Genomic DNA, 12,636 nt, shown 5'->3' on the forward strand with positions numbered 1-12,636 from the left:
TCGCCAACGGCGCCTGGAAGCTCCGCGTCCAGGACAAGGCCTCGGCCGACACCGGCTACATCAACGCCTTCAAGCTGACCTTCCCGTAACCCTCACGGGGAAGGCGGAGAAACGCCCGGGCGGGTCGGTGACCATCGCCCCCGACCCGCCCGGGGTCCCAACCCGTTCGGCTCCTACTTGTCGGCGTTCGCCGCGTTCACCAGCGCGTCCTTCGTCACCGCGCCGACGTAGACCTTGCCGTCGTCGGTGAGCAGCGCGTTCACCAGCTTCGTCTTGAAGACGGTGCCCGAGCCGAACTTCCCGGTGACCTCGTCGCCGAAGGAGTCCAGGAAGCCCTGGATCTCCTTCGGCGCCCCGTCCGTCTTCGGCGCCGGGGCCCCGGTGTCGAGCTTCGCGATGGTCGTCCAGCCCTCGCCGATGACGTTCAGGCCCTTGCCGAAGTCCTCGAAGCCCTTCCCGAAGTCCTTCTCGAAGCCCTTGCCGAAGTCCTTCTCGAAGTTCTCGGGGAGCTTCTCCGACTTCCGCGCCTCCTCCGCGCCCTCCGTCACCTTCGCGCCCTTCGGCGCCTCGAAGGCGAAGACCGACGCGTCCGGGCGGGCGAAGTCGACCTTCGTGAAGCCGGCGTCCACGACCGGCTTGCCGCCCTCGACCGAGGAGAGGGTGAACTTCAGCGGGGTGCCGTTCGCCGCGTCCACCGCGATCTTCACCGACGCGACCGTCGAACCGGCCTGCTTCGGCTTGATCAGGAGCTGGTACGCGTCCCGGCCCGCCACCTTCGCCGTGCCGTCGACGGTGATCGACGTGGTGTCGCCCGCCGCCTTCAGGACCTCGTCCGCGAGCTCCTTGGGCGTCGCGGGCAGCTCCTTCTCCTCGGGCTCCGGGCCCTGCGACGCGCCCTTCTCGTGGAAGACCTCGTTCGACTTGCTGTCGTAGGCCCAGACGTCGTCGCCGTTGTGGATCAGGCTGTACTCGTCGGAGCCGTCGAGCAGGGTGAGCTTCTGGCGCTCGGGGCCGTCCGCCGCCAGGCGCAGCGTGTGGGTGCCCGAGGCGAGTTCGGTGAGCTTCTGCGCGGGGTCCGCCGTGGAGGAGGCGCCGCCGCCCAGGCCCCCGAGGCCGGACGCCAGGCCGCCGAGGGCCGGCAGGCCCAGGTCGGTGGAGACCTTGAAGGTGCCGGAGAGGGTCTGCGTCTCCGAGCCCGCGATCTTCTCGACGAGCTGCTGTGCCGTGATCTCCGGCAGGTCCGGGTCGCCGGACGCCGCGAGCGCCGGGACCAGACCGATGGTCGCCGCGGCCACGCCGGCCACCGCGGCGGGGACGACGTACCGGCTCGCCTTGCGACGGGTCTCGCCACGAGCCTCGCCGCGAGCCTCGCTGGGGGTCTCGCTGGGGACTTCGTTCGCTGCCATGGTCTCCGCTACCTCCGTGCGCCCTGGAGAGGCCCGAACGGCCTCACGTGGTCGATGTACTCCATCTGACCAAACGGGAGGGGGAGATGCGTCAGCCCCCGGGATCAACCTCGCGTACCCCTCCGGGATGACCCGACCCCGAGACCGGCGCGGATCCGCACAAGGGGAACGGCCGGTTCCGCGAAGGCGGGACGCGCGGTCCCGGGCGAGACTGGAGGGAGGCGGGTCGGAAGGGAGCCGTCATGGCCGAGGGGCTCTCCGCGGTGGCGCGCACCGGGCGCCACGCCGCGCACGTCACGGCCGCGACGGCCGCCGGGTTCTATCCGGCGCTCTACCTCCTGGACCGGCCGGTGGCCGGGGTCTACGCCCTGTTCACCCCCATCGCGTTCGGCATCCTCTCCCCCCTGCCCGGGGCGGGCCGGGAGCGCGCCGCGACCGTGCTGCGGGCCCTGCCGGCCGCGGCCGTGCTCGTCGCCCTCGGGACCGTCCTCGCGGTCGGGACCTGGCCGGCCGTCGCGGGCATGCTGGCGGTCGGGTTCGCGCTGGCCTTCGGGACGGCCTGCGGGCCCCGGATCGCGGGCGCCGCCCCCGGACTCCAGCTCTTCTACATCCTGGCCTGCTTCCCGCCGTACGCACCGGGGACGCTGCCGCAGCGGCTGATCGGGCTCGCCGTCGGCGGGGCGCTCCTGGCCCTGGCCGAGGCGGTGCTGTTCCCGGACGCGCCGGAGGCGCCGTACCGCGAGCGGATCGCCGGCGCCCTGGACCTGGCGGCCCGCGCCGCCGCCGGGGCCGCCCGCGGGGAGGAACCGGACCCGGAGGCGGCCGGGCGGCTCGAAGCGGCCGGGCGGGAGCTGCGCCTGTCGCGGCTGCCCGCCGGGGCCCGGCCGACGGGCGCGGGCCGGACGGACCGGGCCCTGGCCCAGGCGGGGGCCGCGACGCGCCGGCTCCTCGACCAGCTGGCCCTCCTCGCCGCGCACGTCCCGGCGCCCGGGGACACGGTCTCGGCGGACCTGCTGCGGGGGACGGCGGCGAGCTGTGCGGAGACGGCCGCGGCGCTGCGGAGGGGGGCGAGGGGGCGGGGGCCGCGGGGGCGGGTCCTCGCCGGGCCGCAGCTGCTCGAAGAGATGGTCGCGGACTTCCTGAAGGCGCGCGGCGGGGCCTCCGGCGGGCGGGAGCCGGTCCCGCGCGCCGTCCTGGTCCGGCGGTCGACGGTCCTGACGGCGGCGGTGTCGGCGGTGACCGTCCGCACGGCCGCCTCCCTCGCGCTCGGCGGCCGCGAGCGGCTCCACGGGCTGCCCCGCGAGCAGTTCTGGTACGCGGCGGAGGGGCCGGCCCGGCTGGTGGCCGTCCGGATCCGGGGCAATCTGACCCGGCGCTCCGTCGTCTTCCAGAACGCGCTGCGCACCGCGCTCGGCCTGGCGCTCGCCCGGCTGGTGGCCGGTTCGCTCGACCTGACGCACGGCTTCTGGGTGCTGCTCGCCGTCCTGACCCTGGGCCGGACCACGGCGGGCGCCACCTGGTCCGCCGTGCGGGCGGCGGCCGCCGGGACGCTGGCGGGGGCGTTCGCGGCCGGGCTGCTGATCGTGGGGGCCGGGGGCGCGTCCGCCGTGTACGCGGCGCTGCTCGTGCCGATGATGCTGGTGGCCTTCACGCTGGGCCCGCTCGGCGGTCCCTCCTGGGGCCAGGGGCTCTTCACGCTGGTCGTGGCCACGGCCTTCGCCCAGATCGCGCCCGTGACCTGGCGGCTCGCGGAGGCCCGGCTGGTCGACGTGCTCACCGGCAGCGCGATCGGCCTGCTCTGCGGCCTGCTGGCCTGGCCGGCGGGGGCCCGCGCCGAGATCCGGTACGCCATGTCCGGCCTGCTGCGGGCCGCCGCGCCGCTGGTGCGGGCCACGGCGACGGCGGTGACGGACGGGGGCGGGAGGGACGCGGCCACGGCGGGGAGCGGCATGCCCACGGCCGGAAGCGGCGTGCCCACGGCCGGGAGCGACACGACCCCGCCCGGGAGCGACATGCCCACGGACGGAAGCGACATGCCCCCGGCCGGGAGCGGCGTGCCCCCGGCCGGGAGCGGCGTGACCCCGTCCGGCCCCTCCCCCGGCGTACGGCTCACCCTGCACCGGCTCCGCATCGCCGAGGCGGCCTACGCGCAGTACCGGACGGAGCCCGCCGCGGACGCCGCCGGGGCCGCCCACGACTGGCTCGCGGTGCTCGACCACGGGTCGCGCACGCTGGTCGGCGCCTACTGGCTGCCCCGTACGGACGGCATGCCGGGGCTTCCCCCGGACGCCCGGCGCTGGGCGCGGGAGGCGGCCGAGGAGGTGGTGACGGCGACCGTACGGGCGGCGGGGTTCCCCCCGGACGGCGTACGGGTCCGCCCCGCGTCCCTGCCGCCGGAGGTGGCGGAGCGGGTCCCCGTGCCGCTGCTGGCCTCGCTCACGGACGTGGAGGTCTGGCTCCGGGCACTCGCCCGCGACCTGGAGGCGGGCTCGCCCCCACGGCCGGAGGACACCCCCTAGGAGGGCGCCTCAAGCGGCGGCGCCGCTACGAGCTGTGCAGGCTGCGCGTGGCGACGGGGGTGGTCGGGGCGGGCCCGGCGTGCGGCGCGGACGGGGCGTCCGGCACCGTCGCGGAGGGCGTGGCGCCCGTGCTCTCGACCGCCGCCGGGCCGCCGTCGCCCGTCGAGACCGCGCCGCCCGTCACCAGAGCCGCCCTCACCGCTTCCCCTCCCGGCCGCGCACATGATCAACACGACCGTCATGCGGGTTCCGGGGGGGGCGGCGGTGGACCGCCGGACAGGCCCTAGCCCGCCCGGTGCACCACCGCGTCGCACAGCTCCGCGAGCGCCGACTTGGCGTAGCCGTCGGGGAGCGGGGCCAGCATCGCGCGGGCCTCCTCCGCGTAGCGGACGGTGTCCCGGCGGGCCTGTTCCAGGGCCGGGTGGGCGCGCAGCCGGCGCAGGACCTCGGCGTGCCGGGCGTCGTCGGTGAGGTCGCCGTCGACGAGGGCGACGAGCTCGACGTCCTCGGGGCGCCCGTGCTCGGCGGCGGCGGCCCGCAGCCGCAGGACGGGCAGGGTCGGGATGCCCTCGCGCAGGTCGGTGCCGGGGGTCTTGCCGGACTCGTGGGAGTCGGAGGCGATGTCGAGGACGTCATCGGCGAGCTGGAAGGCGACGCCGAGCCGCTCGCCGTACTGGGTGAGGATGCCGACGACGCTCTCGTCGGCGCCGGCCATCATGGCGCCGAAGCGGCAGGCGACGGCGACGAGCGAGCCGGTCTTGCCGCCGAGGACGTCGAGGTAGTGGTCGACGGGGTCGCGGCCGTCGGCGGGTCCCGCGGTCTCCAGGATCTGGCCGGTCACCAGGCGTTCGAACGCCTCGGACTGGATGCGGACGGCCTCCGGGCCGAGGTCCGCGAGCGTGTGGGAGGCGCGGGCGAAGAGGAAGTCGCCGGTGAGGACGGCGATGGAGTTGCCCCAGCGGGTGTTGGCGCTGGGGACGCCGCGCCGGACGTCGGCCTCGTCCATGACGTCGTCGTGGTAGAGCGTGGCGAGGTGGGTCAGCTCGACGACCACGGCGGCGGGCACGATGCCGGGCGCGTAGGGATCGCCGAACTGGGCGGTGAGCATCACGAGCAGCGGGCGGAAGCGCTTCCCGCCGGCCAGGACGAGGTGCTGCGCGGCCTCCGTGATGAAGGGCACGTCGCTCTTGGTGGCGTCCAGGAGGCCCGCCTCCACGGCCGCCAGACCGGTCTGGACATCGGCCTCGAGAGCCTGGTCCCGCACGCTGAGGCCGAACGGCCCGACGACGGTCACGAGGGGATCTCCTGTCTGCTGACGCCTGCTGTCGCTACACGGTCGGCAGCGATCACACGGGACGATCACGGGGATTGTCGATGTGTCGCCGGATTCACTCAAGCCAGCGTATCCGGTCACCTTTCGATCACCGTGGGCGCCTTCCCGTCACCCCCGGTATGTTCGGGATCAGCCGATACCACCAGGAGTAGGCGTTTTGTCCCGAACAGACATCGACACCGATCCGGACGGCGAGCAGCCGCCGCCGGAGGACGACCGCGCCTTCCTCGGGCATCCGAAGGGCCTGCTGACCCTCTCGGGCCTGGAGGTCTGGGAGCGGTTCTCGTTCCTCGGCATGCAGGCGATCCTCGTCCTCTACTTCGCCGCCGCCGTCTCCGACGGCGGACTCGGCATGTCCCCCGGCACCGCCGCCTCGGTCTCCGCCGCCTACGGCACGCTGGTGTACCTGGTCTCGGTGGCCGGCGGCTGGCTCGCGGACCGCGTCCTCGGCTCGTACCGCGCGGTCCTCTGGGGCGGGATCCTGATCGCCTGCGGGCACTACGCCATGGCCGTCCCCACGGCCGCCATGACCTGGGTGGGACTGGGCCTGATCAGCGCCGGGACGGGCCTGCTCAAGCCGAACGTGGCGACCATGGTCGGCAAGCTCTACCGCACGGACGACGACCGCCGCGACGCCGGTTTCGCGCTCTACTACATGGCGATCAACATCGGCGCCTTCGCCGGTCCGCTGATCACCGGCTGGCTCGCCGACCACCAGGGCTACCACTGGGGCTTCTCGGCCGCCGCGATCGGCATGACCTTCGGTCTGGTCCAGTACGTGGCGGGCCGGCGTCACCTGGCCGGGCGCAAGCACGCCGCCGAGTTCGCGCTCGCCCCGGACGCCCTGCGCCGGGCGGTCCGGCTGATGGTCGCGGGCGCGGTCGTCGTGGCGGTCGCCGCCACGGTCCTGGCCCTGGCCGGGTGGCTGACGATCGACCGGTTCGTGGACGCGCTGACCCTGATCTCGGTGGTCGCGCCGGTCGTCTACTTCTGGGTGATGTTCACCAGCCCCCGGGTCACGGCCGAGGAGCGCGGCCGCCTGCGGCCGTACGTCGTGCTCTTCCTGGCGTCGGTGGTGTTCAACTTCATCCTCTTCCAGGCGTACTCGACGATGATCCTGCTCGCCTCCACCAACGCCCGCACCACCCTCCTCGGCTTCGACTTCCCGGCGAGCTGGTACGCCTCCGCCCTCGGCGCCTTCGAGGTGGCCCTGGCGCCCGTGGTGGCCGCCGTCTGGGCCCGGATGGGCCACCGCCAGCCGCACGTATCGAACAAGATCGCGTTCGGGGTGATCCTGGGCGGCCTGTCGTTCCTCCTGATGGTCCTGCCGACCTCCGGGCACGCCGACGACGCCTACCGGATGGCCGCGTGGTGGATCGTCGGCTCGTACCTGCTGCTCGGCCTCGGCGACGTGCTCCTGGAGACCTCCGGGATGTCCGCCACCAGCAAGCTCGCCCCGAAGGCCTTCTCCAGCCAGACGATGTCGCTCTGGTTCCTCTCCCTCGCCCTGGCGAACGGGATCCAGGCCCAGACCGTGAAGCTCTACGACGACGTCTCCAAGCCCCTGTACTTCGGCGTGAACGGCGCGGTGGCCGTCGCCGCCGGCCTCGTCGTGATCGCCCTGGCGCCCTGGCTGCGCCGCACCATGCACCCCGTCCACTGAGGTGACCCGATGCCGAAGATCCGCACCGACTTCCCGTACGAGACCCGCCGCGAGGACGTCCGCATCCCGCTCCCCGACGGCACCCTGCTGTACGCGCGCGTGTGGCGCCCCGTCGCCGAGGAGCCCGTGCCGGCGCTCCTGGAGTACCTGCCGTACCGCCTGAGCGACTGGACCGCGCCCCGCGACCACCAGCGCCACCCCTGGTACGCGGGCCACGGCTACGCCTCCGTACGGGTGGACGTGCGCGGCCACGGCAACAGCGAGGGCCTGCCGGGCGACGAGTACGACGCGACCGAGCTGGCCGACGGCGTGGCCGTGGTGGACTGGCTCGCCGAGCAGCCCTGGTGCACGGGGAAGGTCGGCATGTTCGGCATCTCCTGGGGCGGCTTCAACTCGCTCCAGATCGCCGCCCTCGCCCCCGAGCCGCTGAAGGCCGTCGTCACCGTCTGCTCCACCGACGACCGCTACGACAACGACGTGCACTACATGGGCGGCTCGGTCCTCGGCGTCGACATGCACGCCTGGGCCGCCACCATGCTCGCCTTCGCCTCCCGCCCGCCGGACCCGGAGTACGCGGGCGAGGAGTGGCGGTCGATGTGGCTGCGGCGCCTGGAGGCCGTGGAGCCCCTCGTCGACACCTGGCTCTCCCACCAGACGAGGGACGCGTACTGGAAGCACGGCAGCGTCTGCGAGGACTACGGGGCGATCGGGGCCGCCGTCCTCGCCGTGGGCGGCTGGCACGACCCGTACCGGGACACCGTCCTGCGGCTCGTCCGGCACCTGCCGGCGGACCGGGTGCGCGGGATCGTCGGCCCCTGGTCGCACCAGTACCCGGACCGGGGGCTTCCGCCCGGGCCCGCGATCGGCTTCCTCCAGGAGACCCTGCGCTGGTGGGACCACCACCTCAAGGGGGCCGAGAACGGCGTCATGGACGAGCCGCTGCTGCGGTCCTGGATCAGCGACTCGCACCCGCCGGCCACCGTGTACGAGGAGCTGCCGGGCCGCTGGGTCACCGACCCCGCCTGGCCGTCCCCGAACGTCACCCCCGTCACGTACGGCTTCCAGGGCTCCCCGGTGGTCGTCGACTCGCCCCAGCAGACCGGGATCGACGCGGGCCGCTTCTTCCCCTTCGGCAACGACGCCGACCTGCCGCCCGACCAGCGCGAGGAGGACGCCCACTCGGCCTGCTTCGACTTCCCCGTGCCCGAGGACGGCGGTCCCGTGGAGATCCTGGGCCGCCCGTCCGTGAGCCTGTCGCTGCGCGCGGCCGCCCCCACCGGGCAGGTGATCGCCCGGCTCTGCGACATCGGGCCGGACGGCTCCTCCACCCTGGTCACCCGGGGCGCGCTGAACCTCTCCGCCCGCCACGGCCGCGACCGGGCCGAGCCGGCCCGGATCGGGGAGACGGAGAACGTCGTCTTCGAACTGAACGGCATCGGCCACGCCTTCGCGCCCGGCCACCGGGTGCGGCTCGCGGTCTCCTCCACGTACTGGCCGTGGATCTGGCCGCAGCCCGACGCGGCGGGCTTCACCCTCGACCCGGCGGGCTCCTCCCTCACCCTGCCGGTCCGCCGCCGCACCGAGGACGCGGTCGTGTGGGAGGAGCCGGAGCAGGCCGAGCCGCTGGGCGTGGTGTATCCGGCCGCCCCGGAGGAGCGGCGCCCGGAGCGGGTGGTGGTCCGGGACGTGGCCAAGGGCGAGTGGCGGCTCGAAGTGGACCCGAAGTACGGCGGCACGCGCGTGTACCCGGACGGGCTCGAATTCACCGAGGACGCCCTGGAGACCTACACGATCGAGGAGAGCGGCCCGCTGACCGCCCGCACCCGCTCGGACTGGACGATCCGGCTGCGCCGGCCCGACCGGGGCTGGGACGTCGGCGTGGACACCCGCTCGGAGATCACCTGCGACGCGGAGGCCTTCCACACCTGGAACGAGGTGGTGTGCAGGGAGGGCGACGAGGTCGTCTTCCGCCGCACCTGGGAGAAGCGGATCCCCCGTACGGCGGGCTGAGCGCGCGTACGGGGGATCCGGACCCGCTTACGCCTGCGAACCGGCCTTGCGGCGGCGGGCGACGACCAGCGCGCCGGCGCCGAGGGCGACGGCGGCACCGGCCGCGAGGCCGAGCCGCGGCAGGACGTCGTTCGCACCGGTGGCGGCGAGGGTGCCGTCGGTCACCGGGGTGGTGGACGAACCGCCCTGCTGGGTGGTGCCGGTGTTTCCGGTGGAGGGCGACGGGGCGGGCGCCGAGGTCGACGACGACGGGGTCGGGGTCGGGGCCGGCTTGTCGCCCTTGGCGGCGAGGATGTCGAAGTTGGCGTGCGCGCCGTCCAGACCCATGCCGCAGGAGCCGTCGTTGTTCTCGTACTCGCCGTAGGCGAAGACCATGCCCTTGCCGGCCGGGGCGTCGGCGGCGGCCGTGAGGCGCAGCTTCACGTCGTAGTGGGCGCCCTTGGCGAGCTTGCCGACCTCGATGGCGTCGAACTCCTCGGAGACCGGGGTCCATTCGAGGACGTCGGCCGAGGACCACTCGACGGGGATGACCCACTCCGTGAAGTCCGTGTCCTCGTCGACCTCCTCGCCGGGGAGGACGAACCGCGACGCGTTGGCGTAGACGTCGACGAGGTCCAGGGTCCGGTCCGAGGTGTTGGTGACGCGCATCGAGAAGACGGCGGGCTGGCCGGCGGTGATGCTCTTCGGGCCGCTCAGGTCGACCTGGACGGCGTCGTCCTCGACGCACTCCGAGATCTCCTCGAAGTCTTCGAGGTCCTGCTCCGCCTCGGCGAGCTCCTCCTTCGCCAGGACGATGTCCTTGGCGAGGAGTTCGGCCTTCCGCGCGAGGGCGACGCGGGCGTCGTCGCAGGCGGTCTGCGCCTTCTCCAGCCGGAGGCCGGCGGCGGCCTTGGCGGTGGCGGCGTCCTCGGCGGCCTTCTTCGCGTCGGCGAGGTCCTTCTCCGCGAGCTTCCGCTCCTCCTCGGTGGCGGTCTCGGTGAGCTTGTCCAGCGCCTCCTGGGCCGTGACCACCTTCTGGTCGGCGGTCTTCTTGGCCTCCTCGGCGACCTTGACGGCCTCCTTGGCGGCGGCGAACTCGGCCTTCAGGGCCGGGTCCATCGTGTCGTCCTTGAGGTCCTTCAGGACCTGCTTGCGCTCCGCCTCCAGGGCGTCGAGCCTGGCCTGCGCCTTGGCGACGGCCTCCACCAGGTCCTGGTGCGTCGGCGGCTTGTCGTCCTCGCCCTGGGCGGGCTTCTGCGTCGACGCGGGCGACGGCTTGGTGTCGGCGAACGCCGGTGCGGCGGACAGGAAGACGACCGGGGTGGTCACGGCGGCGGCCACGGCGGTCGCGAGAATGCGACGGATCTTCACAGTGCGGACCCTTTTTCCTGGTCAGGGAAGATGAAAGAAAGGCGGGCACGCGCCTGCGGGCTGCTTCACGCGGCGCGGTACCACCGTGATCGTAGGGCCGCGGGAGCCCCTGCGGGAGGCCCGTTTCCGCAGCTCGGATCCGGTGGGAGGGGCCGCCGGGCGCCCAAAGGGAGCGAACGCGGACAGTTGCCCACGGAGGCCGCGCTTTCCGTGTGATCCATGTCATCAGCGCCCGGCGGCCCGACCCGTAACGTGTCCCCCACACCCGTGGAAAGCGAGGCAGGTACCGATGTCCGAGCACAGCCCGCTCGATCTGGCCGAGGGCGATCCCTTCGGCCCGCACAACCTCCCGTACGGCGTCTTCTCCACCGCCGAGGAGCCCGACCGGCGCCGGCTCGGCGTCCGGATCGGCGGGTACGTGCTCGACGCGGGGGCCGCGGCGCACGCGCTCGGCTCCCCCTACGCGTCGCTGCTCGCGCAGCCGGGCCTGAACCCGCTGCTCGCCGCCGGGCGGACCGCCTGGCGCGACGTCCGCCGGGCGCTCACCGCCTGGGTGACGGTCCCCGCGCACCGGGCGGACGTGGAGCCGCTGCTCCACCCGCTGGACGCGGTGACGCTGCACCTGCCGTACGAGGTCGCGGACTACGTCGACTTCTACGCGAGCGAGCACCACGCGACCAACGTGGGCCGGATCTTCCGCCCCGACGGCGACGCGCTCACCCCCAACTGGAAGCACCTGCCGATCGGTTACCACGGGCGTGCGGGCACGGTCGTGGTCTCCGGCACCGACGTCGTACGGCCCTCCGGGCAGCGCAAGGCGCCCGCCGACCCGGCCCCGGTCTTCGGCCCCTCGGTGAAGCTGGACATCGAGGCGGAGGTCGGCTTCCTGGTCGGCACCCCGTCGGAGCTGGGCCGGCCGGTGCCGCTCGGCGACTTCCGGGAGCACGTCTTCGGCCTGACGCTGCTCAACGACTGGTCGGCGCGGGACGTGCAGGCCTGGGAGTACGTGCCGCTCGGCCCGTTCCTCGGCAAGTCGTTCCAGACGTCGGTCTCGGCGTGGGTGACGCCCCTGGAGGCCCTGGACGCGGCCCGGACCGCCCCGCCCGCGCGGGACCTCCCGCTCCTGCCGTACCTGGACGACGCGGACGAGGAGGAGCCCGGCGGCTTCGACCTGCGGATCACCGTCGAGATCAACGGCGAGGTGGTGGCCGAGCCGCCGTTCTCCTCGATGTACTGGACGGCGGCCCAGCAGCTCGCCCACATGACGGTGAACGGCGCCTCGCTGCGCACCGGCGACCTGTACGGCTCCGGGACGGTCTCCGGGCCCGAGGTGAACCAGCGCGGCTCGCTCCTGGAGCTGACCTGGAACGGGCGGGACGCGCTCGAACTGTCCGGCGGGAAGCGGACGTTCCTGGAGGACGGCGACGAGGTCGTCCTCACCGCGTGGGCGCCGGGCCCGGACGGCACCCGGGTCGCCCTGGGCGAGGTCCGGGGCCGGATCGCCCCCGCCGCCTGACCGTCAGGCGGCCCGCCAGAGGGCGGGGACGTTCGGCGGCTGCCAGCCGGGCTGGGCGGTGTGCGCCTGGAGGCAGGTGTACCGCGCCCCGCCGTACGTGACGACGTCCCCCGCCTTGTAGGCGGTGCCGACCGCCCAGCTGCCTCCCGGCGGCGGGGTGGTCGGGGTCGGCGTCGGCGTCGGCGTCGGGCCGGGGTTCTGCGCCACGTTCAGGACGAAGTCGAAGGCGGCCTCGCGCGCGCCGCCCGCGTCCCGCACGGTCATGAGCAGCCGCGGGTCGAAGAGGGTGTCGGTGTTGTTGCGGGGCTCGCCCGGGAAGTACAGCTGCGTGGTGAGCACCGGGCGGCCGGGGGCCTGCACCTTGACGTGGAGGTGCCGGGTGCGGCCCGGGTAGAGGCCGGGCACGATCGTGGTGAGCCTGAAGGAGCCGTCGGCGCCGGTGAACTGGTGGCCGCGGAAGCGGAACCCGGTGTTGTCGTAGGCGCCGTTGGTGTCGGCCTGCCAGAAGTCGAGCAGGACGCCGGATATCGGCCGGCAGGCGAGCCCGAAGACGTACCCGCCGACGGTGAGCCGGACGCCGGGGGTGTTGGACTCCAGCAGGCTGGAGCGCAGCGGGGAGTCGGGCTTGAAGTACGGGCCCTCCATCTGCTCCGGCGTGGGGTCGTCGCCGTCGTCGCACGCGGGGGTGAGGGCGGGCGCCTGCTCGCCGCCGGTCAGGGTGCGGGCGAGCGCGGGGACGCCCATGAGCACGGCGGGCGCCGCCATGCCGGCCGCGAGCGCGGCCCGCAGGACGGTCTTGCGGCTGACGTGCCCGGTGCTGGTCTCGTTGTCCATGTGCC

The 12,636-nt window shown here is 74.1% G+C and carries 10 protein-coding genes; 5 read left to right on the forward strand and 5 right to left on the reverse strand.

What is annotated here, in order from left to right:
• The coding region (locus ADL08_RS35745; protein ID WP_159043131.1) for a proprotein convertase P-domain-containing protein at positions 1–89 on the forward strand (89 nt) is incomplete at its 5' end.
• Between the two features lie 84 nt (positions 90–173).
• On the opposite strand, the gene ADL08_RS19865 is transcribed toward ADL08_RS35745, so the two are convergent.
• The gene (locus ADL08_RS19865) at positions 174–1,406 is read right to left on the reverse strand and encodes a LolA family protein (protein ID WP_053644811.1); all 1,233 of its coding nucleotides are present in this window, start codon (positions 1,404–1,406) and stop codon (positions 174–176) included.
• A gap of 242 nt (positions 1,407–1,648) precedes the next feature.
• On the opposite strand from ADL08_RS19865, the gene ADL08_RS19870 reads away from it, so the two are divergent.
• Positions 1,649–3,925, forward strand: a complete 2,277-nt coding sequence (locus tag ADL08_RS19870; RefSeq protein ID WP_053644813.1) for an FUSC family protein — start codon at positions 1,649–1,651, stop codon at positions 3,923–3,925.
• A gap of 25 nt (positions 3,926–3,950) precedes the next feature.
• On the opposite strand, the gene ADL08_RS37245 is transcribed toward ADL08_RS19870, so the two are convergent.
• Together ADL08_RS37245 and ADL08_RS19875 are read right to left on the reverse strand one after the other, a co-directional pair.
• Complete coding sequence (locus ADL08_RS37245; protein ID WP_159043125.1) at positions 3,951–4,124, reverse strand: hypothetical protein; 174 nt, start codon at positions 4,122–4,124, stop codon at positions 3,951–3,953.
• Positions 4,125–4,208: 84 nt separating this feature from the next.
• Positions 4,209–5,219 carry a polyprenyl synthetase family protein gene (locus tag ADL08_RS19875; protein WP_053644815.1) on the reverse strand — a complete coding sequence of 337 codons (1,011 nt, stop codon included), beginning with the start codon at positions 5,217–5,219 and terminating at the stop codon, positions 4,209–4,211.
• Between the two features lie 196 nt (positions 5,220–5,415).
• Here ADL08_RS19875 and ADL08_RS19880 point away from each other — a divergent pair, with 196 nt between their 5' ends.
• Positions 5,416–6,921 (forward strand): peptide MFS transporter, encoded by a 1,506-nt coding sequence (locus ADL08_RS19880; protein ID WP_053644817.1) that lies wholly within the window; start codon positions 5,416–5,418, stop codon positions 6,919–6,921.
• A gap of 9 nt (positions 6,922–6,930) precedes the next feature.
• Positions 6,931–8,931 carry a CocE/NonD family hydrolase gene (locus ADL08_RS19885; RefSeq protein ID WP_053644819.1) on the forward strand — a complete coding sequence of 667 codons (2,001 nt, stop codon included), beginning with the start codon at positions 6,931–6,933 and terminating at the stop codon, positions 8,929–8,931.
• Positions 8,932–8,958: 27 nt separating this feature from the next.
• On the opposite strand, the gene ADL08_RS19890 is transcribed toward ADL08_RS19885, so the two are convergent.
• Entirely contained in the window at positions 8,959–10,281 is a 1,323-nt protein-coding gene (locus ADL08_RS19890; protein WP_053644820.1) for a hypothetical protein, read from the reverse strand.
• A 289-nt stretch (positions 10,282–10,570) separates the two neighbouring features.
• Here ADL08_RS19890 and fahA point away from each other — a divergent pair, with 289 nt between their 5' ends.
• A complete protein-coding gene (gene fahA, locus ADL08_RS19895) occupies positions 10,571–11,797 on the forward strand; it encodes a fumarylacetoacetase (protein ID WP_053644822.1) in 1,227 nt (408 codons plus the stop codon).
• A gap of 3 nt (positions 11,798–11,800) precedes the next feature.
• Here fahA and ADL08_RS19900 read toward each other — a convergent pair whose 3' ends face one another.
• Positions 11,801–12,631: a carbohydrate-binding protein gene (locus ADL08_RS19900; RefSeq protein ID WP_053644824.1), complete on the reverse strand. Its 831-nt coding sequence runs from the start codon at positions 12,629–12,631 to the stop codon at positions 11,801–11,803.
• Positions 12,632–12,636 lie beyond the last annotated feature (5 nt).

Source organism: Streptomyces sp. NRRL F-6492, assembly GCF_001280125.1.
Lineage (GTDB): Bacteria > Actinomycetota > Actinomycetes > Streptomycetales > Streptomycetaceae > Streptomyces.